Source organism: Tenacibaculum sp. TC6, from assembly GCF_050606265.1.
Classification (GTDB): domain Bacteria; phylum Bacteroidota; class Bacteroidia; order Flavobacteriales; family Flavobacteriaceae; genus Polaribacter.
In genome coordinates this window covers 106905-130589 of sequence record NZ_JBOCUK010000008.1, presented here as the reverse complement: position 1 = coordinate 130589, position 23685 = coordinate 106905, and the positions used below count along the sequence as shown (strand labels likewise).

At 32.2% G+C, this 23685-nt stretch carries 22 protein-coding genes; 8 read left to right on the top strand and 14 right to left on the bottom strand.

What is annotated here, in order from left to right:
* Positions 1-110: 110 nt before the first annotated feature.
* The 3 genes from ACQY1Q_RS06865 to ACQY1Q_RS06855 all read left to right on the top strand — a co-directional run bounded on the left by ACQY1Q_RS06865 (position 111) and on the right by ACQY1Q_RS06855 (position 2490).
* Complete coding sequence (locus ACQY1Q_RS06865; protein ID WP_431004555.1) at positions 111-872, top strand: cyclase family protein; 762 nt, start codon at positions 111-113, stop codon at positions 870-872.
* A 134-nt stretch (positions 873-1006) separates the two neighbouring features.
* Positions 1007-1843 (top strand): helix-turn-helix transcriptional regulator, encoded by an 837-nt coding sequence (locus tag ACQY1Q_RS06860; protein ID WP_431004554.1) that lies wholly within the window; start codon positions 1007-1009, stop codon positions 1841-1843.
* Positions 1844-1932: 89 nt separating this feature from the next.
* Entirely contained in the window at positions 1933-2490 is a 558-nt protein-coding gene (locus ACQY1Q_RS06855; RefSeq protein WP_431004553.1) for a YbhB/YbcL family Raf kinase inhibitor-like protein, read from the top strand.
* A 37-nt stretch (positions 2491-2527) separates the two neighbouring features.
* Here the strand turns inward: ACQY1Q_RS06855 and ACQY1Q_RS06850 are convergent, their stop codons facing one another.
* The 9 genes from ACQY1Q_RS06850 to ACQY1Q_RS06810 form a co-directional block, all read right to left on the bottom strand.
* Complete coding sequence (locus tag ACQY1Q_RS06850; RefSeq protein ID WP_431004552.1) at positions 2528-3667, bottom strand: ATP-binding protein; 1140 nt, start codon at positions 3665-3667, stop codon at positions 2528-2530.
* 1 nt (position 3668) lies between these two features.
* The gene (locus ACQY1Q_RS06845; protein WP_431004551.1) at positions 3669-4535 is read right to left on the bottom strand and encodes an aldo/keto reductase; all 867 of its coding nucleotides are present in this window, start codon (positions 4533-4535) and stop codon (positions 3669-3671) included.
* Positions 4528-5283 (bottom strand): SDR family NAD(P)-dependent oxidoreductase, encoded by a 756-nt coding sequence (locus ACQY1Q_RS06840; RefSeq protein WP_431004550.1) that lies wholly within the window; start codon positions 5281-5283, stop codon positions 4528-4530. The genes ACQY1Q_RS06845 and ACQY1Q_RS06840 overlap by 8 nt, the downstream gene beginning before the upstream one ends.
* Positions 5284-5417: 134 nt before the next feature.
* The gene (locus ACQY1Q_RS06835; RefSeq protein ID WP_431004549.1) at positions 5418-6344 is read right to left on the bottom strand and encodes a hypothetical protein; all 927 of its coding nucleotides are present in this window, start codon (positions 6342-6344) and stop codon (positions 5418-5420) included.
* Between the two features lie 152 nt (positions 6345-6496).
* Positions 6497-7345 (bottom strand): DUF3078 domain-containing protein, encoded by an 849-nt coding sequence (locus ACQY1Q_RS06830; RefSeq protein WP_431004548.1) that lies wholly within the window; start codon positions 7343-7345, stop codon positions 6497-6499.
* 81 nt (positions 7346-7426) lie between these two features.
* Positions 7427-8275 (bottom strand): DUF3078 domain-containing protein, encoded by an 849-nt coding sequence (locus ACQY1Q_RS06825; protein WP_431004547.1) that lies wholly within the window; start codon positions 8273-8275, stop codon positions 7427-7429.
* A 32-nt stretch (positions 8276-8307) separates the two neighbouring features.
* Positions 8308-8814, bottom strand: coding sequence for a DUF2480 family protein (locus tag ACQY1Q_RS06820; protein WP_431004546.1), 507 nt, complete (start codon positions 8812-8814; stop codon positions 8308-8310).
* A gap of 6 nt (positions 8815-8820) precedes the next feature.
* Positions 8821-9141, bottom strand: coding sequence for a DUF59 domain-containing protein (locus tag ACQY1Q_RS06815; RefSeq protein ID WP_431004545.1), 321 nt, complete (start codon positions 9139-9141; stop codon positions 8821-8823).
* A gap of 14 nt (positions 9142-9155) precedes the next feature.
* Positions 9156-9581, bottom strand: a complete 426-nt coding sequence (locus ACQY1Q_RS06810; RefSeq protein ID WP_431004544.1) for a SufE family protein — start codon at positions 9579-9581, stop codon at positions 9156-9158.
* A 189-nt stretch (positions 9582-9770) separates the two neighbouring features.
* Between ACQY1Q_RS06810 and ACQY1Q_RS06805 the strand changes: the two genes are divergently transcribed.
* From ACQY1Q_RS06805 to ACQY1Q_RS06790, 4 genes are all read left to right on the top strand, one after another.
* The gene (locus ACQY1Q_RS06805) at positions 9771-10697 is read left to right on the top strand and encodes a PfkB family carbohydrate kinase (RefSeq protein WP_431004543.1); all 927 of its coding nucleotides are present in this window, start codon (positions 9771-9773) and stop codon (positions 10695-10697) included.
* Between the two features lie 75 nt (positions 10698-10772).
* The gene (locus ACQY1Q_RS06800) at positions 10773-12671 is read left to right on the top strand and encodes an amidophosphoribosyltransferase (protein ID WP_431004542.1); all 1899 of its coding nucleotides are present in this window, start codon (positions 10773-10775) and stop codon (positions 12669-12671) included.
* Positions 12652-13680, top strand: coding sequence for a glycerophosphodiester phosphodiesterase (gene glpQ / locus ACQY1Q_RS06795; RefSeq protein WP_431004558.1), 1029 nt, complete (start codon positions 12652-12654; stop codon positions 13678-13680). Before ACQY1Q_RS06800 ends, glpQ begins: the two co-directional genes overlap by 20 nt.
* A gap of 64 nt (positions 13681-13744) precedes the next feature.
* Complete coding sequence (locus ACQY1Q_RS06790; protein WP_431004541.1) at positions 13745-13987, top strand: MoaD/ThiS family protein; 243 nt, start codon at positions 13745-13747, stop codon at positions 13985-13987.
* 76 nt (positions 13988-14063) lie between these two features.
* Here ACQY1Q_RS06790 and ACQY1Q_RS06785 read toward each other — a convergent pair whose 3' ends face one another.
* From ACQY1Q_RS06785 to ACQY1Q_RS06770, 4 genes are read right to left on the bottom strand one after another with little or no spacing between them, the layout of a single operon-like run.
* A complete protein-coding gene (locus ACQY1Q_RS06785) occupies positions 14064-14333 on the bottom strand; it encodes a DUF3817 domain-containing protein (protein WP_431004540.1) in 270 nt (89 codons plus the stop codon).
* A 7-nt stretch (positions 14334-14340) separates the two neighbouring features.
* Positions 14341-16803 carry a TonB-dependent receptor plug domain-containing protein gene (locus ACQY1Q_RS06780; protein ID WP_431004539.1) on the bottom strand — a complete coding sequence of 821 codons (2463 nt, stop codon included), beginning with the start codon at positions 16801-16803 and terminating at the stop codon, positions 14341-14343.
* A 7-nt stretch (positions 16804-16810) separates the two neighbouring features.
* Positions 16811-17533 (bottom strand): DNA repair protein RecO, encoded by a 723-nt coding sequence (recO, locus tag ACQY1Q_RS06775; protein ID WP_431004538.1) that lies wholly within the window; start codon positions 17531-17533, stop codon positions 16811-16813.
* The gene (locus ACQY1Q_RS06770; RefSeq protein ID WP_431004537.1) at positions 17534-19861 is read right to left on the bottom strand and encodes a two-component regulator propeller domain-containing protein; all 2328 of its coding nucleotides are present in this window, start codon (positions 19859-19861) and stop codon (positions 17534-17536) included.
* 62 nt (positions 19862-19923) lie between these two features.
* Between ACQY1Q_RS06770 and ACQY1Q_RS06765 the strand changes: the two genes are divergently transcribed.
* A complete protein-coding gene (locus ACQY1Q_RS06765) occupies positions 19924-20397 on the top strand; it encodes a CYTH domain-containing protein (RefSeq protein WP_431004536.1) in 474 nt (157 codons plus the stop codon).
* Positions 20398-20460: 63 nt separating this feature from the next.
* On the opposite strand, the gene ACQY1Q_RS06760 is transcribed toward ACQY1Q_RS06765, so the two are convergent.
* Positions 20461-23610 (bottom strand): M43 family zinc metalloprotease, encoded by a 3150-nt coding sequence (locus ACQY1Q_RS06760; protein WP_431004535.1) that lies wholly within the window; start codon positions 23608-23610, stop codon positions 20461-20463.
* Positions 23611-23685: the final 75 nt, after the last annotated feature.

Here is a 23685-nt window from a genome sequence, read left to right as displayed (position 1 = left end):
ACAAACACATGTTTGTTGAGAGATTTTATATCTTTAATCATACTAAAAAACTGTAATGGTTTTTTAGGACGACACATTTGCTTAGTTCAACATAATTTTTGATACCTTCTATGAAAATTATCGATTTATCTAAGCCTATTCAATACAATAAACAAGATCCTTGGTTTATGAAAGTTAAAATAAAGCATAAACCTCATCATAAAGCTAAATGGCTAATTAGAATACTCGGATTACCTTTTAAATTATTTCCTAAAAACTTCACAGGTTGGGCCGATGACACCATTCAAAAAATGGGAGTTCACTCCACAACTCATATAGATGCTCCTTGGCATTACTCTCCTACCACCAATGGAGAAAAATCAAAAACCATAGATGAAGTTCCGTTAGAATGGTGTTATGGAGAGGGAATGGTTATTGATATGAAACATAAGGTAGATTTTGACCCGATTACAGTAGATGACATTCAAAAATTTCTTAAAGAAAATGAGTTAGCTATACAACCAAATATGATTGTACTGATTAAAACCGGACGCGATCAGTTTAATGGTACTAAAGATTTTCATAAAAAAGGAACCGGCGTAAGTGCAAAAGCTACAGAATGGTTAATTGATCAAGGAATTAAAGTGATGGGAATTGATTCCTGGGGATGGGATTTACCTTTGCCTTATATGATACAAAAAGCCAAAGAAACTAATAACTCAGAATTGTTTTGGGAAGCGCATTTAGTAGGTAAAGACAAAGAATATTGTCATATGGAACAACTGGTAAACTTAGACTCGCTTCCCCTTTCAGGATTTAAAGTAGCCGTTTTTCCGCTAAAAATTGTAGGAGCTTCAGCTGCTCCCGCCAGAGTAGTTGCTATGCTTGACTAAAATATAACTAAAGGCTAAAAATAGCTACTTATTTATAGCCTTTTCTCTTTTTTTTTATCCGTAAAATTTAAGATTGATAATCTTAAGTTTTAGCTTTTTTCTATACCTTAGCCATTTAAAAGGAAAGATTAACCATGAAAGTACTCTCTTTACCTAAAGAGCTAGACTTAGATACTTCTTCCATTGCTGTTTTTAATTACCATAGTGCTCAGGAAGTAGCTAAGCAGCAAATTAACTTGACACAAAATACTTTTAGTTTTTTAATTGAAGGAACAAAAGAAATTATTACGCATACAAGTTCGCTATCAATTAATAACTCCAGTTTTCTATTAATGAAATCAGGAAATTGCTTAATGACCGAAAAATTATCTGATACACACCAAAATTATCAAAGTCTTTTATTGTTTTTTTCAAATAAAACTGTGTTAGATTTTATTAGAAAGTATGAAATACGCGATATAAAAAAATCAAGTTATAAATCGGTTCACGCATTTAAAAAAGATGTTTTTATTAAAAATTTTATACAAGGTATTTTTACCATTCTTACGCTACCTTCTAAAACGCTAACAAGACTTATTACTTTAAAGTATGAAGAACTCATGCTTTATCTTGTAGAAACATACGGAACTGATTTTTTATTTTCAATGATTAAATATCATGATAACCAAGGTCAAAATTTTATTCAGGTAGTTGAAAATAATAAGTTTAAAAAACTAACCTTGAAAGAACTTGCTTTTTTAGCAAGCATGAGTGTTTCTTCTTTTAAAAGAGAATTTGAAAAGCACTTTAAAGTCTCTCCTATCAAATGGTTTCAGGAACAAAGATTAGAATATGCTTCCTTTTTATTAAGAGATCATCAAAAAAGACCTTCTGAAATTTATGAAGAAATTGGTTATGAAAATCTTTCCAGTTTTACACAGGCCTTTAAAAACAGATTTGGAACAACGCCTAAACAACACCAAGAAAGTTGAGCTTTTATCAATACTTTTTGAACTCATTTAAATAGTACTTATATAGCAAACTAACTTAATTTTGTTATCATTATAAAAACGTGCATACAATGAAAAAAACATCATTTATTTTAAGCCTTTTATTAGGCTTCAGTTTGTCTGTTTTAGGGCAAAATACATTTACATTAACGAGTACCGATTTAGGTGGTCAGGTTACAAAAGAGCAAGAATTTAACGGTTTTGGTTGTACAGGAAAAAACCATTCTCCACAACTATTATGGAAAAATGCTCCAAAAGAAACTAAAAGTTTTGCAGTTACTATGTATGATCCGGATGCTCCTACCGGAAGTGGTTGGTGGCATTGGGTTATTTTTGATATTCCGGCAAATACCACAACTATAACTGGTAATGCTGGTGATGTTAACCTTAATTTATTACCTAAAGGAGCTATACAAAGTGTTACCGATTTTGGTTCTAGAGGATATGGAGGCCCTTGTCCACCAGAAGGTCATGGAGACCATCAGTATATTATTACTGTGTATGCTTTAAAAACGGAAAAGTTAGGTTTAAATGAAAATACGAACCCAGCTGTTGTTGGTTACTATTTATGGAGTAATACTATAGCTAAAGCAAGTATTGTTTCTTACTATAAAAGAGATAAAAAATAAACATACATAGCAGCTTAATACATTGAGCTGCTATTTTTTAATTATACTTAACCTTTCTTAAAATTCTAAGAGCTTCTTTAAATTTAACATACGTTGTTTTATCTTCTAAATTCCGTATATAAGTTTTTGCTTTTTTTAGCTTTTCTGAAGCTTCTAAAAAGCCATTCAAATAACATATTAAATAAGAAGTAGGTAGTTTCAATACATCTTCATGTTCCGTTACAGAAAGAGGAATTCCTTTTTCTATTTTTGAAATAATCGTATTGTTATTGTTATAAATATGGTGTAATATTTTTTTATCAAACTGAGGAGGTTCAAACAAAAGTTCTGTTGCTATATCATGTATACCATTATCTTTAAAATTAATAATGGTTTTTTCTAACGGATAATGTTTATGTTCTTTTTCTATTCCTAACACAATATATTCTGTAATAATAAATGAATGCTCATTATAGGATATTTTAACATCATCTAAATCAGAGTAAAACAACCTTACCTGCTCATTAACAAGCTCTATATCTACTCTTGAAAAATATACTTCTTCATTAACTTCAAACTTTTTTCCTGCCCAGCACAATACAAACTGCTCTTTAAACACCTTATACTGCGGATTATACTCTTTTTTATGGCGATTAAAGAAATCAAAGACTCCATTTAATGTTAACTCAATATTGTTTCTGGCATTTTTTTCAATGGCCTCAACAATAGGTTTATTGGTGTTTTTTAACTCGAAATCATCTTCCGCAGGAATTGAGTTACTTCCCCTTCTGTAAAAAACAGTTCCTTTAGAATATTTCCAGGCATTTTTTGCCAATGAAGTAATTGCCTTATTTGGATAGATGGTAACTAAGCCAATTACTTTATATCTGGGTAAACGAGGAAAATGAACATTTTCATATTCTATTTTAGGTGGGTTGTTTAGGTATGCATTTACCAAATTTTGGATTTTACTATCATCAAAAAAGTCAACCCCAACAATTTTATTGTCTTCATCCTGAATACCTATAACTATGTAAGAGTTATTATCAGGATTTGAATTGGATAAGGCACAAACGTGTTTTATAAACTTAGCTTTCCCTTCTTTAGAATGCAAAGAAAGTTTTTGCTTTTTATCATAAAAACTATTTTCATCGTTTTTAGAAAGTAAATTTTTAATGAGAAGCCGCTTGTTAATCATTCTAAGGTACTTTATGTCCTTGACTTGCTACTAATAATGCAAACCAATCTTCTGTTTCTAATTGAATTGATTGAGCGTGTATTGCTTCTTTAATTCTTTCTTCATTGGTAGTGCCTACAACAGGAATTATTCCTGACGGATGATTATACAACCATGCTAACAAAATCTGATTTTCGGTAGCTTGGTATTTCTCACAAAGATTTCTTAACTCTTCTTTAATTCTATTATTTTGAGAGGGTTCTTCCTTAAAGTAGCTCCCCAACGGACTCCACACCATAGGGAGAATATTATGCAACTGCATATAGTCTAAACTTCCGTTTAGCATTGCAGAAAATTGCGTTAAAGAAACTTCTATTTGATTAACTGAAACCTCAACTTTGCTTTTGATTAAATCAGTTTGTAAAGGTGTAAAGTTTGAAACCCCAAATTCATGTATTTTCCCTTGTTGCTTTAATTCATTTACAGCTTCAGCAATTTCATCAGAATGCATTAAAGGACTTGGGCGATGCAATAGCAGTAAATCTAGATATTCTGTTTGTAAATTTTTAAGCGATTGTTCTACACTCCAAATTATATAATCTTTAGAATAATTGTAATGTTTAACTCTGTTGGGTCTGGATTCTCCCATATATTGAATTCCGCATTTTGAAATTAATTGAATTTCATTTCTAAGAATTCCACTTTCTTTTAAAGCTTTTCCAAAAGCCGCTTCAGTAGTGTAATCTCCATAAATATCTGCATGATCAAATGAGCTTATTGAGTTTTCAATACAAACATGCATTAATGCAACCATTTGTTGTGTAGTAAGGTTCTTTCCCCATTTTCCCCAAGCCATGCATCCGGCAATGGTTTTTGAATAATTATGCATTTTTATTCAATATTGTAGCACTTGCCTGCGCTGTAGGATACACTATTAAATCTTCTATATTAACATGATAAGGCCTTGTTACTACAAAATAGATAATATCTGCAATATCTTCAGGTTGTAATGCTTTATAACCTTGGTACACCGTTTTTGCTCTTTCCGTATCTCCTTTAAATCGTACATCTGAAAATTCCGTTTCTACCAATCCGGGATGTATGGCGCAAACTCTGATATTATGCTGATTTAAGTCTATTCTCATTCCTTTATTTAAGGCATTAACAGCAAACTTAGAAGCACAATATACATTTCCATTCGGATACACCTCTTTTCCGGCAATTGACCCTATGTTAATTATAAATCCGTTATTATGTTCTATCATTTGAGGAATAATAGCTTTGGAAACATAGAGCAATCCTTTTACATTACCATCTATCATTGCATCCCAGTCTTCTATGCTTCCTTCTTGAATAGAACTAAGTCCATGAGCATTCCCGGCATTATTAATTAATATATCTATATGTTTAAACTCTTCCGGAAGACTCTGTATAGATTTTTCTACATCTTTTTGATAACGAACATCAAACTGTAAACTATGAACATTGGTATATACTGAAAGTTCTTGTTGAAGTTTTTCCAATTTTTCTGAACGTCTTCCACAAATAACAATATTGATATTATTTTTAGCAAAAAGTTGTGCTGTAGCTTTTCCTATTCCTGAAGTGGCTCCGGTTATAAAAGCAGTTTTTGTCATTCTTTTTTAATTTCTTATAAAGGTACTTTTTTTTATGTAAATTAGAGGTTATAAAAAATAAAAACCGCCCCTCTCGGAGCGGTTTCTTTTAATTGGTTATATCAATAACCAACCAAAAATCAACTAACCAAACTTTATTTTAAAACTCTTCTTTCTACTGTTTTTCTTTCTATCTTAGTACGTTTTCTACCACTGTTCCTTACAGTTGTTTTTGTACTTTCTTTACCTTCTTGTTTTAGGTACTGTACAAACCCTCTTCCGGCAAATGTATATAGTGTTTCAGAACGTAAATGGTATAACTCTATTGTTTCATCATTAATAACGCTTAATTCAAACTTTTCTGTATCTCCACCATCATAATTAAGTGTTAAAATTTTTAGGTCATTATACCCGTTAACATTAGCAACTTCGTAGCTTCCAACGAAATCCCAATTTATATAATCAATATCTGTGCCAAAAGAATCATGAGATGAATAAAATGTCACATCATTTTCCGGTGTAAACTGTAAATAATGCTCTCTATCAAATACATTTGGACTCCCTCCACTGGTTTTAACTCGTTCCCAAGCTATGTACTCTTGTAAAAAGTATTCAATATTGTCATAAAACAATTTATCATAATCAAAGTTATTTCTTTGATATCCTATTAAATAGTAACTTACATTTTGAGATAAACAATCAATTCTAATTTCATTAGCTGATAATTGAACGACCTCAAAGTTATATCTTCCATCTAATCTATGATTGGTTTCAAGAATATCATTAAAAGTATTATAGCTTCCTACATAAACACCTAATCCATCACCTGTTTTTCCTACATCAACAATATTATTGTTTGCGTACATTCTTCCATTTAAAAATGACATAGTAAATGCTTTTGATATAAACGGAACATCTCCTCTTCCTTGTGTTTTGTGATAATCAATATACCATAAATCATAACTAGAAATTAATTCATTTAATGAAATACCATTATCAATATATTCATCATTCACCACAACACAAGAAGTTAATGTTGCTCCTGTAACTAATAGTAGTAATAGTAATTTTAAACGTTTCATAAGCCTTCGTTTTATGGTTATGTTTATTTGTTTTCAAATTGCATGCCAAAAACATAAAAACCATTTAAACAACTCAATATCAAACATAAAAAAAAGGCTACTTACCGAAGTAAGTAACCTAACCTTTTAAACTTTTTTGTTATTCTTAGTTGTTAGAAATTGTAATTAACTCCTAAACCAAATACTTCTCTTGTTTGAAATCCTTCAAAAGCATTATCATCATAAATTGCTTGTAATGCTAAATTAGCAGATAAATATTTATTGATTTTCATTACTACGTTTACCGTATAATCAATATCAACGTTTTGAGCATCTTCTAGGTAATTGCTATATAAGTTTAAAATGTTTTCAACAGAAACATTTTCCATTAAATCAAACTTATAGTAACCGTTTACAGCTGCCCCTAATTCGTAACGAATTGTTTTACCAGGAGCTACACCAAAATAACTACCTCCCGCTGGTAAATTAGCGGTAAAATGATCGTGAACCACCACTAATTTCGAAGTTGCCGGTGCAATGTTTACTTTTAAATTATCTGACTTTTTCCATAACATACCAGGTCCGAATTGGAAATAAGCCGGTGAGAAAAAGTGAGATTGTTGAACTCCGCCAACATCTGTTGAAGACATTTGAGTTTTAAAATTAAAAAAAGCAGAGTAATACCAGTATCCAGATGCTTTTCTACCTAATAATGAGTTTAATTCAAAACGGTCATCTGTTTTCTTGGTGTCTTGACCTCTTAACTTTGTTAAACCGTAAGAAGCAATAATTTTATTATCCCAGTTCCAATCTCCTTTAACGTAGTTTATATCATAGTTTAACCCCATAGTTCCTGAAATGTTATTGGTTCCTCCTGCTAACCAGTTGTTAAATGCAGATTGATTGAATAAAAAAGTAATATTTCCTCCTCTTTTCCATCCTTCTTTCGGTTCATCTTTTGATTCTTGAGCTTTTACCGTTAACGCTCCAAATAAAATTGCAATTGCTACTAATTTTTTCATTTTAATTATTAAATTTTTTGATTTTTTAGATGTGCAAATCTAACTGTTTCCATGGCTTAAGACAATCTTATTTTTGAAAAGTCACCTTTTATGAAAAATATAATTTAATCCTAATCCAAACATTTGCTTAAATTGAATTTTACTTGAGGCATTATCATCTACAATAGAATGGAAGCCTAAGTTAGTTGAAAGGTATTCGTTAATTTTAACGAAAAATCGCATTTGATAATCTATATCAATATTTTGTGGATTGTTTAAGTAATCTGAATACATTGCTAAAATGTTTTCCATAATTACATCTTTCATGATGCTGAACTTGAAATATGAAGACAAGTTAAAACCCAAACCTAAATTTGAATTTCTACCTTCTTTTACACCATATTTTCCTGAAAACTCATCTGAAACAAAGGTTAACCTTGCTGAAGCCGGAGCAATATTGATTCTTGCATCATCCGATTTTTTCCAAAGCATACCCGGCCCAAAACTCCAGTACGCTGGCGACACAAAATCTGAAATAGGTAATATAGGAGTTTTTTTATAGTCATATCCTCGAGTATACTGTGTTTTAAAGTTACTGATAAAAGAGAAAAACCAATAGTTTTCTGCTTTTAGTCCTAAAAGCGAATTGTATTCAAAGCGGTCATCTGTTTTCCTAACTCCCTGCCCGTCAACATAACTTAAGCCATATGTTGAAATAATTTTGTTATCCCATCGCCATTTATTCTTTCTGTAATTAAAATCATAATTAATAGCCACATTGCCGGCAACAGTATTACTACCTCCTGCTATCCAGTTTGAAAAGGATGATTGATTTAAAACAAAAGCAAGTTTACCTGTAATGTTCCACTTATCAGGAATACTATCTTTTTTTTCTTGGGAAAAACTAATAACTGTAAAACTAACTATAAGCGTAAAAAGTAATTTTTTCATCCTACTATTACGTTGCAATATTTAACTTCTATTTATTTCTTTTTAAACAAAGGCACTGTTGAGCAGGCTTCACCAAACATGATGGTTTTTGCCACAGGCTGAATTCTTTGAATTAATAAGGTATATGCAGAAGAAGGGATTGGTTTATTGGCACATCCTTTTATAATTACAGGTTTATCTTTTAAGTTTTCAAATGTAAGATTATTTATAATTTCTTGAAAGATAACTGTTTCAAGTAATTCTAAATTTCCTACTACAATTTTTTTAGCAAACGGCGACAACTCAGTAGTTAGAAGCAAATATGCCCATGAAGGAATAATTGCATCAGCACTACACGTTAGAGCCACATAAGCATCTTGGTATTGAGTCCAATTGTGCTCTTTTACCTTTTGCCTGAACTCTTTTTCTATTAAAATTAATTCTTCATGTAGCCACTCTTTAATATCAAAAGATACTCTTGCTCCTTTAGGATAAAAATCTTCCAGGTCAAGAGTTTCAAGTTTACTGTTAGCTACTCTATTTATAATTTCTTCAGCCATTTACTATTACAAAAGTCCTAATTCTAATTTAGCCTCTTCACTCATCATATCTTGAGTCCAAGTAGGGTCAAAAGTAATTTCAACTTCGCAGTTATTTATTTCTTTTAATGTTTTTACTTTCTCTTCTACCTCAACCGGTAATGTTTCTGCAACAGGGCAATTAGGTGAGGTTAATGTCATTAATATTTTGGCATCATTATCCTCAGAAATAAAAACATCATAAATCAACCCTAGCTCATAAATATCAACCGGTATTTCCGGATCGTAAATTGTTTTTAAAACACGTACTATTTTATCTCCTAACTCTTCTAATTTCTCGTCTGTCATACCTATTGACATTTTTAACTTGTTATTTTGGCTTGTTGAGCCAATGCATACATTTTTATTTGTTTCACCATTGATACTAAACCGTTAGCTCTGGTTGGACTTAAATGCTCTTTCAAACCTATTTCATTTATAAAATCAGTATCAGCATTTAAAATATCTTTAGGTGTTTGATTTGAAAAAACACGTAATAATAAAGCTACAATTCCTTTAGTGAGTATAGCGTCACTATCAGCAGTAAAACGAACTTTTCCATTATCTAATTCCGAATACAACCATACTTTAGACTGACATCCTCTAATTAAATTTTCATCTAATTTATAAGAGTCGTTAATTAATGGTAATGATTTTCCTAATTCAATGATATATTCGTAACGCTCCATCCAATCCTCAAACATTGAGAACTCATCAATAATTTCTTCTTGTATTTCTTTGATAGTCATTTTTTAAAACTATTTTTGCACAGTCAAAGACTTATTTTGTATTAAAGGTGCAAAATTACGATAAAAAAAGGCATTTTTGTGCCTGTAAATGATAAAGTAAACTTAAATAGTAATTTTTGTTAGGTTTTTAATAAAATCCTGACAGAGTAGAATAAAGTTCTTTCAATAAAGAAGGTATAAATTAAACGTATGAGTAAATTATTAGCTGTTGGTACTGTAGCTTTTGATGCTATTGAAACACCTTTTGGTAAAACAGATAAAATTTTAGGAGGATCAGGAACTTTTGTTGGTTTAGCCGCAGCACAATTTGGGGTAAAAACAGGAGTAGTTTCTGTCGTAGGAGGAGATTTTCCTCAATCGTATTTAGATATGATGGAAAATAAAGGAATTAATACAGAAGGTATTGAAATAGTTAAAGAAGGTAAAACCTTTTTTTGGAGTGGTAGATATCACAATGATATGAACTCTCGCGATACTTTAGTTACTGAACTAAATGTTTTAGAGCATTTTAAACCTGTTGTTCCTAAACAATTTAAAGATGCTAAAATTGTAATGTTAGGAAACTTACATCCTTTAACACAAGCTTCAGTTTTGGATCAAATGAATGAAAGACCTAAGTTAGTGGTGTTAGATACTATGAACTTTTGGATGGACATTGCTCTAAATGATTTACATGAGGTGTTAAAACGTATAGATGTTATTACCATTAATGATGAAGAAGCCCGTCAATTAAGTGGTGAATATTCATTAGTAAATGCTGCTAAGAAAATTCATGAAATGGGACCTCAATTTGTAGTTATTAAAAAAGGTGAACACGGGGCTTTATTATTTAATGAAGGTAAAATGTTTTTTGCACCAGCTTTACCATTAGCGGAAGTTTTTGATCCTACCGGTGCCGGTGATACTTTTGCAGGTGGTTTTTGTGGATACTTAGCAAGAACAGAAGACATTTCATTTGAAAACATGAAAAACGCTATTATTTACGGCTCTAATTTAGCTTCTTTTTGTGTTGAGAAATTTGGAACCCAACGTATGGAAGAGCTAACGCAGGACGAGGTGCAAAATCGTTTACAAGCGTTTAAAGAATTAACACAATTTGATATAGAATTATCATAATACAGTCCGCAGGTTTACTGCGGATTTTTTTATACAAAACAACAACAATAAAACACAACTAAACACTTTTTATAAATGAGCGACGCTATAAAACATGAATGTGGAATTGCTTTAGTAAGGTTATTAAAACCTCTGGAATACTATAAGGAAAAATATGGTACCGCATTTTATGGAGTTAACAAAATGTACTTGCTTATGGAAAAACAGCACAATCGCGGACAAGATGGTGCAGGTTTAGCAAGTATAAAGTTTAATGTAGAGCCCGGAACACGCTACATTAGCAGAATTCGTTCAAATAAATCACAACCTATTCAAGATATTTTTGGGCAAATCAATGAACGTATTAATGGTATTTTTGAGAAAAACCCAACAAAAGTTGACGATGTACAATGGCAAGAAGAAAACATACCTTACATTGGAAACTTATTTTTAGGCCATGTACGTTATGGTACTTTTGGAGGAAACAGCATTGAAAACGTACATCCTTTTTTACGTCAAAGTAACTGGCGTCATCAAAGTTTAATTGTAGCCGGTAACTTTAATATGACCAACTCTAATCAATTAATGAAAGAGTTAATTGAGTTAGGCCAACACCCTAAAGAATCAACCGATACTGTAACGGTAATGGAAAAAATAGGGCACTTTTTAGAAGACCAAGTAGCTGATACTTATTTAGACGCTAAAAAAAATGGATTAAATAAAAAAGACGCCTCACCGTTTATTGAAGAAAACTTAGATATTCAACGAATTTTAAAAAGATCTGCTAAAAACTGGGACGGCGGTTATGCAATGGCTGGGTTATTAGGACATGGTGATGCTTTTGTATTCAGAGATCCTTCAGCTATACGTCCTGCTTTTTATTATCAAGATGATGAGGTTGTAGTGGTAGCTTCTGAGCGTCCTGTAATTCAAACCGTATTCAATGTAACTATTGATACTATTAAAGAAATTGAAAGAGGACATGCTTTAATTATCAAGAAAAACGGAAAAACAACCATGGCGCCTATTTTAGAGCAAAAGCCTAAAAAAGCCTGTTCTTTTGAGCGTATTTATTTTTCAAGAGGAAGTGATGCCAGCATTTATAAAGAAAGAAAAAATTTAGGAAAATATATTTTCCCAAGTGTTTTAAAATCTATTGATAACGACATTCAAAACACCGTATTTTCCTACATTCCAAACACGGCTGAAACTTCATTTTTCGGAATGATGGAAGCTGCCGAAGATGTTTTAAACCAACAAAAAACTGATGCTATTTTAGCAGGAGGAGGTAAACTTTCAAAAGAAAAAGTTATTGAAATTCTTTCTAAAAGACCTCGCTTTGAGAAAATTGCCATTAAAGATGCTAAATTAAGAACCTTTATTACTGATGATAGTAGTAGAGATGATTTAGTGGCACATGTTTATGATGTTACTTATGGTGTTGTAAAACCAACAGATAACTTAGTAATTATAGATGATAGTATTGTTAGAGGTACAACGCTAAAGAAAAGTATTATTAAAATTTTAGACCGTTTACAGCCTAAAAAAATAGTAATTGTATCTTCTGCTCCTCAAATTCGTTATCCTGATTGTTATGGTATTGATATGGCTAAGATTGGTGATTTTATTGCTTTTAAAGCAGCTTTAGAATTACTTAAAGAATCCAGTCAATATCACATTGTATATGATGTGTATCAAAAATGTATTGCACAAAAGAGTAACAGTGATAAAGATATTGTTAACTATGTAAAAGAAATTTACGCTCCTTTTACAGATGAACAAATTTCTGCAAAAATAGCTGAAATGCTAAAAACCCCTGAAATTAAAGCAACTGTTGAGGTTATCTATCAACCTGTTAGCGAACTGCATAAAGCTTGCCCTGAAAATTTAGGAGATTGGTATTTTACCGGAGATTATCCTACTGATGGAGGACATAGAGTAGTAAACCAAGCCTTTATTAATTTTTATGAAGGAAATGATAAACGAGCTTATTAAATATAAGAATCCCGATTTTTTTAAGTCGGGATTTTTTTATACCCTGCTTTTAATTACCACATTTACCTTATTTTTTAGCTGTAAATCAAAAACAACTTCTATGACTTCAAAAATTGTTATTGCACATAGAGGTGCTTCCGGTTATTTGCCGGAACACACCATGGAGGCTAAAGCAATGGCTTATGCCATGAAACCTAATTTTATAGAACAAGATTTGGTACTTAGCAAAGATGATATTCCTGTAGTTATACACGATATTTACTTAGATGATGTGACTAATGTAGCTACTACTTTTCCGGAAAGAAAAAGAAATGATGGTCGTTATTATGTTATTGATTTTACTTTTGAAGAGCTGCAACTCTTACAAGTTAGTGAACGTTTTGATCCCAAAACCGGTAAGCAGTTTTACCCTCATCGCTTTCCTAAAGGAAAAGGAAATTTTAAGCTACACTCTTTACAGCAAGAAATTGAATTAATTCAGGGGTTAAACTTTAGTACAGGAAACACTATTGGAATTTATCCTGAAATTAAAAATCCTGAATTTCATCATGAAAACGGAAAAGATATTGCTGCGATTACGTTGAAAATTCTTTCTGAATACGGATATAAAACAAAAAATGATTTATGTATTTTTCAGTGCTTTGATGCTAAAGAGTTAGAGCGAGTACGTAAGGATTTACATTCTGATTTATTTTTAGTGCAATTGATAGAATTTCCTGAAGAAACTAAACAATTAGCTTACTATGCCACTTATGCCGATGGTATTGGCCCTTGGTACAAGCAAATTTTAGACACTAAACAAAATGGAAAATGGAGTTTTACTTCTTTGGTAAAAGATGCTCATCAACTTAATTTAAAAGTACATCCATATACTTTTAGATATGATCAGCTAGATGAATTTTCTTCTTTTGATGAAATGATGGAGGTATTATTTAATCAGGCAAATATTGATGGTGCTTTTACCGATTTTCCGGATAAAATGGTTTGTTTTTTACATACAAAACAATGATAAATCTAGAGTATTCGTACAGTAAACTACCTGGCTATAAACTAAATTTAGCTACCTTTGTTCTATGAAAATTCAATTATTAGCCTTTGGCATCGCTCGAGATTTATTAAATGCTTCTTCAATAGAATTAGAAGTACCTAATGGAAGTACCGTGCTAAATTTTAAAGCGTTTTTAGCCAATCAATTTCCTTCAATTTCAAGCATACAGTCTTTTGCCATAGCGGTAAATGAGGAGTACGCTCAAGACAGTCTGATTATACAAGAAAAAGATGTTATTGCCATTATTCCTCCTGTGAGTGGTGGATAGTTTTTTTGTTATACAAGAAATAAAAAAGAGCTTAATTTAAAATTAAGCTCTTTTCTTTTTATAATTTTAGTATCGTTTATTTCAAGTATTTCCCAACAAAAAAAGTTCCGAAAGGTAGTATTGAAAGTAAACAAACCATTCCAAATGTTTTTGTAGACCATTTAAACTCTTGCTTTAACATAATTGCTAATACAATATATAAAACAAATAAAAGTCCATGTGGCATTCCCAGTAATTTTACATACTCCGGATTACCTTGCAAATATTTAATTGGAACAGCAATAAACAATAACAGGATGTATGAAATTCCTTCTAAAAGGCTTACTATTTTAAATATATTTATCATTTTAATCTTATAAGTTTACATGCAAAGCTATAGAAAAGTTTCTACCCGGTGCAGAAATTCCGGAAGCAAATTCTTTATAGTGCTCATCAAATAAATTAGTAATATTTCCTTGAATTCTAATAGCAGGAGTTATAGTATATCTACTATATAAACCAACGGTCATCCAAGCCGGAGTACCATAATATTTGTCAATATCTTCTTGGGCATTAGGATTAACAATCGGAGTTTGTACATGGTTATCTATTCCTTCACTTATATTATAATTTTTAATGTCTTTTTTAGCATTAAATACTAAGTTAGCTCCTCCTTCAAATTTATGGTTTGTATAATTAAGCTCAAAGTTTCCGAATAGCGGAGGAATTGATGACATTGGTTCTTTTACATCATAACTTTCTCCTTTCGTATACGTTACAGACCCTGATGTTTTCCAGTTTCTATGTAACTTCCCTTGATAATTTACTGTTACTCCTGTTATGTATGCTTTTCCTTTATTTACATTGGCTACAATGTCTCCTTCTTCACCATCATACATAATTTTTGAATTTCCGTTTAGCAAAAATGCTTCTCTGTATATATAATTATTCAACAAAGTATAATACACATTAGCACCTAATCTGAATTTACGATTATTAAAATATTTCTGTAACCCTATTTCAGCATTGTAAGCATGTTCCGGTTTTAAATCAATATTAGGCACCGTTACTTGACCGTTTTTTTCTCGTACTTTACCTACATCATCAATATTTGGTGATCTGAATCCTGATGATAACACTGCATTCAATTGCCATGTTTTAGTTGGTTTATACACATACCCTACGGTAGCTGTTAAAGCTGTATTGTTTAAACTAATATCATTGTTAGGTAATTTAAAAAACTGTTCATCAATCCACTTAGCTGTAAGGTTGGTATTTGTTAAACGCACCCCTGTATTTAAGGTAGACTTACTGTTAATATCTTGTCTATAATCTATGTATAAAGCAGAGCTTAAATAAGTGCTTCCCCCATCGGCAAATCTAGATTGTACTGCAAAATCTCCATTAAATCCGGCTATTTCTCCATTAACAATATTTAATGTTTTACCGTATGAATTTGAATTTACGTTATTGTATGCTACCTCAAAACCATAACCTAAATCGCGTTTTTCAGCAATAGGCACTGTAAAATCTCCGTTAACACTAAAAATATTTACATTTTCTTCTCTGTAAGATCTATCTAGACTTCCGAATTTTCTTTGAATTCTACTTTCTTCTATGTTTTGATAAGCTAAGGTAATGGTTCCTTTATCTAACCACTTTTTCTTTGGGTTAATTTCTAATTGTGGTGAAATTAACAAACGATTTTGAGGCCCGTAATACCACTCCGCAAACTTCAACGATCCTTTTTTCAACTCTGTTAATCGATCAAAACGTGGAATATCTGAAGACGTTGAGTATTGAAGATTTATTTTTAAATCGGTTCTTTTTGACAAAGGCACATAGAATTTTTGTAAAATATCTGTTTGATTGTACCCTGTATTTCTTTGTAAATTCGGGTTAGGATTTGCTGTTGGATTTTCACTATAATGTCCGTTTAAATTATCAGAGTAAAACGGAACTTTTCCCCAATCGTCAAAACCGTGTGAGCGATTTTTACCCATTGTTAAATCTTCAAAATTACTATGAGCTACACTCGTAAAAGATGCCCATTTTTTAAATCGTAATTCAGCAGATACCATGTTAGTTGTTTCATTATTTACTGTACTATATCTTGAAAATAATGAGCTTTTAACTTCGTTATGGTCTGAAAGTTTTGGTGTTTTTGTATAATAATGTATGACTCCCCCAAGTGCATCTGAACCGTAAATTACAGATGACGGACCAAAAACAATTTCTGTTCTGTCTAATAAATTAGGAGCTACCGTAATTGAGTTTTGTAAATGTCCTTTTCTATATATAGCATTATTCATTCTTACCCCATCAACTACTAACAAAACACGGTTACTTTCCATTCCTCGTAGTACAGGGCTTCCTCCTCCAAATTGTGATTTTTGCACTCTGATTCCCGGTACATTGGCTAATAGATCTGCAGAGGTTTGCGGAGATATTTTTTCGATATCTTTTTCTGTTATAACCGCAATTTGCTCTGCTATTCTATTTCTCTTTTCTTGATTTTTAAATACAGATAGAACCACCTCATCTAATTGCTCTGATTGTTTTGAAAGATATACATGGTAGCCATTTAATTGCAACGTTTTTTTCTTAGCTTGATATTCTGCATAACCTACATGTGAAAAGATAATTATTTCATCATTTGTAAATTGAGAAATATCTACTATCCCACTTTCGCTACTAATAGATGATTTTGATTTTTCTTTATTGAATACGGCAACTGCCTCGATTGGCTTTCCTGTTTCTGCATCAAAAATGGTTATTTTTTGTGCAAAAACCGGTAATACAGCTATTAAAAATAGCGTGAATAATACTTGTTTCATTGTTTAGTTAGTTAAACACAGTTTCTAAAATGTCTAATGATTTTGGTTGTCTAAAACCTTCCAGATGTAGCTCAAAATACTTGACTATAATTCTAAGGATGGTTTGCCTTTCATTCTTATGAAATGAAATTGTGTTTATTGCATCAAAATTTATGCCTAACAACCTTTTTAGAAGCAGTAATTTATCATTGTAGAGTGTTAATTTTTCATGCAGGCTATTCGTAAAACTTCCTTCTACCAAATTAAACCCTATTTTTTCTGATTCTGAAGTATCCGGATAAAAGCCTAAAAACCTTGAAAGATTCAATAAAAATAACAGGTGAAAATTTGCTACTTCAGTATGTGTATCCAACCAAATTAAAGCGGTTTCTATATAAGTATACAGACCTTCATTTTTTTCTTCTTCCTGAATAATTGCTGCTAATATTTCTGATAAAAATAATACTATTGTTTGTTTAACTACCGAAGTATGAATGGTGTAATATGGGTGTACTATTTGGGCTTCTCTTATAGAATTAAGCGTGTTTTTATTATTATGATTAGCTACAAGTTGTAACTGCGTTAAGGGTTGAAAATAAGCCGCTTTTAATTTTCCTTTTTTAGAATTTAAAACGCCTTTAACCATATACGACCGTATGCCTTCTTCAAACGTAAAGCATTTAACTATCAAACTGGTATCACCATACTTGATAGTTTTAAAAACAATTGCTTTGGTATGTACTAAGCCCATTTAGTTAACAATAGCAATTTTAGTGGTTGCAGATTGTGTATCATCTTCATTAGAAAGCAATACTATATAAACTCCGGAAGCAACTTTGGTTCCGGCTAAATTTCGTTTATCCCACGTTACCTTACCACCTCCTAATTGTTGCCCTTCTATTACATTGGTTTCATATACCAAATTTCCGGAAACGTCTAAAATTTTCACATTGGTTCCTTTAGGTAAATGTGCCCCATGACGTCCGGCAATTGTTACAACATCATGATTTTTCAACACCGGATTTGGGTATGCATACACCTCTTTTAACTCATCACCAAAAGGCACTACTTTACTATTATACGCTACCATTCCTCTATTGGTAGCAAAGTACACTTTTCCATTACTATCATCTACTTTAATAGCTACAATTTTATTAGAGGGTAACGGAGAATTATCTTTTGTAAATTTTGCTAATGTTGTTTCACCACTCGGATTTGTATAAAGAACCCCTCCTGCCTCTGTTCCAAACCATTTATTATCAGCTCCGTCAATTTCTATAGAATTAATAGTTTGATCACCTAAAAGTTTTTTAGGAATCCCTTCATCTAAAATAACTATCGGTTCAGCATCGTTTACGGCACTTTCAAAAACTCCAGAAGCATTGTTAAACACTACCAGTCCGGTTAAAGTTCCTAACCATATTCTGTTATTTCTATCTACTCCCAAAGTACGAACATTAGCACTCGGTAAACTCCCTTTGGTAACTTCAGTTGTCAATGCTTTTTTTCGATCTCCTCTTTCATTAAAAGCATATACTCCATTTGCTCTGGTACCTATCCACACGGTATTACTTCTATCTACTACTATTTCATTCAGTCCTATTTTATTTGAGGTAACTATCGATTGTAAATCAAAACTGCTCCATTGCCCGCCAACGGATCTCTTTTTTAATTTGTTAGCAACTCCAATATTTGTCAACCACATATTTCCCTGACTATCAAATGTAGTACCGCTAACTCTAATGGTAACCCGATTAGGATCACTATTTACAATATCTTCTAAAGGACTGTTAAGTTGGTTATAAAAAGCTTGTATATTATTATTTTCAATATGTAGTAATCCTCCTGTTAAGGGGGTATTTATATTAGCTCCAGAAATGTCTCCAAATGAACTTATATATACTGAATTTTCTTTTGTTTTATCAATTGTTACCGATACTAAATCTCCGAAAGGTAAACTGTTTTTAAAAGGGAAGTTATTCCAATTACTTCCGTTAAAGTAAGAATATCCTTTTCTATTTTGCATAGGAGTATATGTAGCGTCATACCCGCCATATACCACCCAAACATTGTTGTTGTGAGCATCCATAGAAAAAATATCATTAAACATGGGCCCTTGTGGGTGTACTTCTTCAAATGCGGCGGCTCCGGTTGTTGTTCTTAAAATCCCATACGTATAGGTTCCTAAATATACCTGACCGTTTTCTTCAAAAGCCCCATGCAGTTTAAAGTTAAAATTGGTTGTAGGGTTTACTTGAGCCACTTCTGCTATACTTTGATTGAAAATTACAGCTCGGTTATTTAGAGCAATCGTAAGGCTTGTAGCAGAACTTTTAAGATGTTGTATTTCTTCACCAAAAACTCTAACACTGTTCATAGAAGCGCCTTGTATGGTAAGTAATTCGTTATTTCTTGAAGTAAATAACTGATTGTTAAAGACAGTAATATTTTTGTAATTACCTGTAAAGCTAAGTGTCCAACTATTAAAATCAATCAAGTTCGGATTCTGTATATCTGCCTGATATATTCCTCTTTCCGTAGCAGCATAAATTGTATTGTTAAGCACGGTTAGCTGATATACTTTTTCGTCTGATGAACCAGCTCCTATAAAATAGGTATCTCCAAACTCTAGCTTTTTTATATCATATACAACAATAGCAAAAGAAGTAGCTAAGTATAGCTTATCATTGTATTCATATATATGATTAATTCGTTTTTCTCCGGTTTGATTAAATTTAGTTATTTCCGGAGAAGTAGTTATTTTTCCATCAGCATCAATTATTTCTAACAATCCGTCTTCATACCCAATAACCAAGCGTTTTGTTGACGAGCTATAATGTATAGCCGACGTTTCTCCTCCTGAAAGTCCTTGAACTGATGATATTTTATGTGTTTCTTTCGATTGCACATCGTACACAAAAACAGCATTGTCTGCAATGGCATATAATAAATCATCAGATTTTACAAAGTCTTTCACATTAGAGTAAGAAAATAAATCTTCCCATCGATCACTATAATCCGTTTGAGAAAATGCTCCAAAACTCAGGAATAATAGAAAAAGTAACCCTATTTTTTTCATCTTAATTTCAAAGATATTATTATTAACGGTAAAAAGCGGTACATTCGTACAAAATTGATTTTATGTCCATAGAGATTGAGCGAAAGTTTTTAGTTAATTCAGATGTTTTTAAGAAAAGTGCTTTTGCTAAAGTATATATAAAACAAGGTTTTTTAAACTCAGACAGGCAGCGTGTAGTTAGGGTTCGAATAAAAGATGATGTTGGTTTTTTAACCGTGAAAGGACCTTCAAACGAAAGCGGAACTACGCGTTTTGAATGGGAAAAGCAACTAGATAAAACAGAGGCTGAAAGTCTATTTAATTTATGTGAAATAGGTGTTATTGAAAAATACAGGTATTTAATTACCGTGAATAAACATACGTTTGAAGTAGATGAGTTTTTAGGTGATAATGATGGGTTATTAATTGCTGAAGTTGAATTAACAGACGAGAACGAAGTGTTTGAAAAACCTGAATGGTTGGGTGAAGAAGTAACCGGAATTCCGAAGTATTACAATTCTAACCTAAGCAAAACACCATACAAAGAGTGGAAATAAATTAAAAAATCTGCCTGATGAACTAAACCACCAAGCAGATTAAGAAACATAATTAAATCCTACTTAATTTTTCATCAGGCTTATTGTTTTTACAACATTTCCTTTTTGAAGTTTAAGTATATAAACCCCTTTACTTTTAATCATAGTTTCATTGATTTCTAATTGTTTTGTATTTGCAGAAACTGTTTTTCCATAAATATGTCTTCCTAATAAATCATATATATCTACTTTTAGATTTTCTTGTCCTTCAAACTTGGAAATATCCAATCTAGCTTCAATAGTAAACGGATTAGGAATTACAGAAACAAATACCTCACTTGGTGTTTTTTCAGTAAAATCAGGCCCCACAACTCCTCTAGTTGCTGTATAAACTGTGGCATTAGGGTTTGTACTATATGCATAGTCTAAAATGGTGTATGACAACCCATCACCTGCAACAGTTATATGAAACCATCCATAGTGAGTATTACCATTGATGGTGAATGTAAACCCTACAAATCCTGTTTTTCCTTTCCAATTTTCATAACTCGAAGAACTAATGATATAACTATGTGATTCGGCCACAAAATTACTTGATGCTCCTACGGCAACTCCTTCTCCCAAAAAGGAGGCATTATTTGTAGTTCCTTCACAAACAACATCTTTATTATAGGTAACTAATCTAACAGAGTTACTGGTAAACCATGCACCGTAATCTTTATTATCACCCGCTTCAATTCTAAAAAATTTCCACGTATCATTTGCGTTCACCGTAAAATCGGTAACATCAACATAAACAACTCCGTCATTTGTGTTGCAAGGAGTACAACTTCCACCGCAATCAACACCGGTTTCGTCTCCGTTTTGGATTCCGTCATTACAAGTAGGTGTACCTGTATTGCTTATAATCACCTTATAATCTTCTACTTCTCCATAATTAAACACTTCACATGACGTAGGAACACCATTGTACTTCATAGATACTCTCATTCTTGTTTCTCCTAGTTTTGCCGTATTCGGAACTATAAATTGTCCGGATACAGAAGTATCTTTTGATGCTTGCTTACTCCATATTTGTTCTCCTGCATCTGTAAAATCTCCATCTTGATTATAATCTATCCAAACACTATATCCTTCAGAATATACTGTACTTCTCCAACTTGGTGTAACAGTTACTGTATAATTTGCTCCTTGAGTTAACGTTGTTGAAATTGCTTGTGAATAATCATTATATCCTCCGTTTGATCCTGACGAACTATTATTAATTGTATTTAACTCCACTTTACTAATATATTCATCTGTAACACTCTTTCCGTTAGAATTACAATAAGTAACCGGAGTACTACATGGTGCACAACTTCCTCCACAATCAACACCGGTTTCATCTCCGTTTTGAATTCCGTCATTACAGGTATTTCCTGAACCATCAGACCACACTTTGCTTCCTGCTTTAATGGCTCCGTTAGGTTCTGTACTATATGCATAATCTAGTAAACTATAAGAAGTTCCGTTAGCATTCACTTGAATTCTAAACCATCCATAATTTATTTTTCCCGGATAAACTTCCAACTGAAAACCTATATAAGCTGTTTTTCCATCCCAAGCTGTATAATTCTGATCTCTAATTACATGTAAGTCCGGATATGCACCTCCGTTAACCCAAGAACTCTGGCTATCAATCACTGTGTTTTGTTCAATGACTTTAGGATTTCTTGTTCCTGACTCACATACTAATGCTTTTTTATATGTTTCTAACTTAAGTGCGTTATTTTCAAAAAAGGTTCCAAAACCATTGCCGGTAGCACCTTCAATAGCAAAGTATGTCCATACCTGACTAGCATTGGCTGTGTAATCATTATTATCTACATAGACTATCTTATACGGATCGTAGTATGAAAAATTAAATACTACTTTATCTGAATTTAATGTAGCTACTCCTCCTGAAATTGCCGCATTTTTAAACGTTAATGTTCCTAGGGCATTATCAGATTTTGCATGATTTACTGCTTGCCCCACAAACTTCACGTTAATTTTTTGAGCATCTACAACGTTTATTTGCGCTGAAATTCCTTGTGGAAGCGCTGCTTCAAAGTGTGTTCCTACTGAAAAACTTCCTGTACTTTGAGAAAATGTATTTCCTTGTAATGTAATAATGAAATCTTTATTTTCTAATTGACCGTTGTTAGAAACAGCTTCTTGAACAAGAGCGTCATTAGCTACTAAGTATGCACCAGTTAGGTTTACTCCTGTAGCGGTTAAGTTAGAAGGCTGCCATAAGGGTTTACGAGCAGGATGTTGTAGGGCCACCAACATTCTATCAATTTGACCTTGAGTATACATTTTTGCACATCCGGCAGCTGCATCATACCCCATATAATTTTCGTAATTAATTAAATTACCACAATCACTTGCTCCAACAGTACACCCATCATCTCCAGAGTTTGAATCTTCTTTAGGAGTATCATCCACATAATCTCCGTTAGGGTCATTACAACCTCCCTCAAAAGTGTGAATTAAGTTTAACCAATGACCAAATTCATGCGTTAATACAGATGCAAACTCTTTATCGGTATTCCCATGTATATACCTTCCGTTATACACAACTCTCGCAGTATTGTTATTGGACATAGTGGTGCTAGGATACCACGCTACTCCTGAGTTATTAGCTTTTCCATCTGCATACAAATCTCCCATAATATACACATTCATGTACTTATAGTTATCCCAGGCATCTGCAGCTATTTGATTATCATAACCGCTACCATTACCATATCCTGATTTTTCCGGATAGAATACAACTCCGTTAGTACTACCGCCGTTAGGATCTATTTTGGCTAAAGCAAACTGAATACTAAGCGTTCCTTTTCGTCCATCAAAAACAGGATCTATTGTATTAAAATCATCGTTAAGTCCGTTAAAATCTTCATTTAACCTATCAAGTGCTATTTTAATTTTTTCATAGGTTACTGTTTGTCCGTGTTGAACTTCTCCATACACATGTACCACTACCGGAATTGTGTAGGTTGCTGCTACTTTGTTTGCTAAAAACCTCTTTTTTTCTTTAAGAGCTTTTTGCGTGTATGCATTAAAGTTTTCATATTCAACTTTAGCATTGGGGTATTCAGAAAAGATTTTTTGATTTTCCCGTGTTACCTCACATTTTTGGGCAACAAGTTGGGCTGTTCCCATTAACATATAGCATAAGAAGGGTAATAAGATAGTGTTTAATTTCATAATTGTTTGATTTTTAATTGATTAATCAAACATACTATTATAAGGTCAACCTTCTTAATACAATACTAACCAATA

Coding starts and splice junctions, on each gene's coding strand:
- ACQY1Q_RS06865 (WP_431004555.1), top strand. CDS start 111: ATGAAAATTATCGATTTATCTAAGCCTATTCAATACAATAAACAAGAT.
- ACQY1Q_RS06855 (WP_431004553.1), top strand. CDS start 1,933: ATGAAAAAAACATCATTTATTTTAAGCCTTTTATTAGGCTTCAGTTTG.
- ACQY1Q_RS06805 (WP_431004543.1), top strand. CDS start 9,771: ATGAGTAAATTATTAGCTGTTGGTACTGTAGCTTTTGATGCTATTGAA.
- ACQY1Q_RS06785 (WP_431004540.1), bottom strand. CDS start 14,333: ATGATAAATATATTTAAAATAGTAAGCCTTTTAGAAGGAATTTCATAC.
- recO (WP_431004538.1), bottom strand. CDS start 17,533: ATGGGCTTAGTACATACCAAAGCAATTGTTTTTAAAACTATCAAGTAT.
- ACQY1Q_RS06765 (WP_431004536.1), top strand. CDS start 19,924: ATGTCCATAGAGATTGAGCGAAAGTTTTTAGTTAATTCAGATGTTTTT.
- ACQY1Q_RS06790 (WP_431004541.1), top strand. CDS start 13,745: ATGAAAATTCAATTATTAGCCTTTGGCATCGCTCGAGATTTATTAAAT.
- ACQY1Q_RS06830 (WP_431004548.1), bottom strand. CDS start 7,345: ATGAAAAAATTAGTAGCAATTGCAATTTTATTTGGAGCGTTAACGGTA.
- ACQY1Q_RS06840 (WP_431004550.1), bottom strand. CDS start 5,283: ATGACAAAAACTGCTTTTATAACCGGAGCCACTTCAGGAATAGGAAAA.
- ACQY1Q_RS06815 (WP_431004545.1), bottom strand. CDS start 9,141: ATGACAGACGAGAAATTAGAAGAGTTAGGAGATAAAATAGTACGTGTT.
- ACQY1Q_RS06825 (WP_431004547.1), bottom strand. CDS start 8,275: ATGAAAAAATTACTTTTTACGCTTATAGTTAGTTTTACAGTTATTAGT.
- ACQY1Q_RS06835 (WP_431004549.1), bottom strand. CDS start 6,344: ATGAAACGTTTAAAATTACTATTACTACTATTAGTTACAGGAGCAACA.
- ACQY1Q_RS06780 (WP_431004539.1), bottom strand. CDS start 16,803: ATGAAACAAGTATTATTCACGCTATTTTTAATAGCTGTATTACCGGTT.
- ACQY1Q_RS06810 (WP_431004544.1), bottom strand. CDS start 9,581: ATGACTATCAAAGAAATACAAGAAGAAATTATTGATGAGTTCTCAATG.
- ACQY1Q_RS06800 (WP_431004542.1), top strand. CDS start 10,773: ATGAGCGACGCTATAAAACATGAATGTGGAATTGCTTTAGTAAGGTTA.
- ACQY1Q_RS06860 (WP_431004554.1), top strand. CDS start 1,007: ATGAAAGTACTCTCTTTACCTAAAGAGCTAGACTTAGATACTTCTTCC.
- ACQY1Q_RS06850 (WP_431004552.1), bottom strand. CDS start 3,667: ATGATTAACAAGCGGCTTCTCATTAAAAATTTACTTTCTAAAAACGAT.
- ACQY1Q_RS06820 (WP_431004546.1), bottom strand. CDS start 8,814: ATGGCTGAAGAAATTATAAATAGAGTAGCTAACAGTAAACTTGAAACT.
- ACQY1Q_RS06760 (WP_431004535.1), bottom strand. CDS start 23,610: ATGAAATTAAACACTATCTTATTACCCTTCTTATGCTATATGTTAATG.
- glpQ (WP_431004558.1), top strand. CDS start 12,652: ATGATAAACGAGCTTATTAAATATAAGAATCCCGATTTTTTTAAGTCG.
- ACQY1Q_RS06845 (WP_431004551.1), bottom strand. CDS start 4,535: ATGCATAATTATTCAAAAACCATTGCCGGATGCATGGCTTGGGGAAAA.
- ACQY1Q_RS06770 (WP_431004537.1), bottom strand. CDS start 19,861: ATGAAAAAAATAGGGTTACTTTTTCTATTATTCCTGAGTTTTGGAGCA.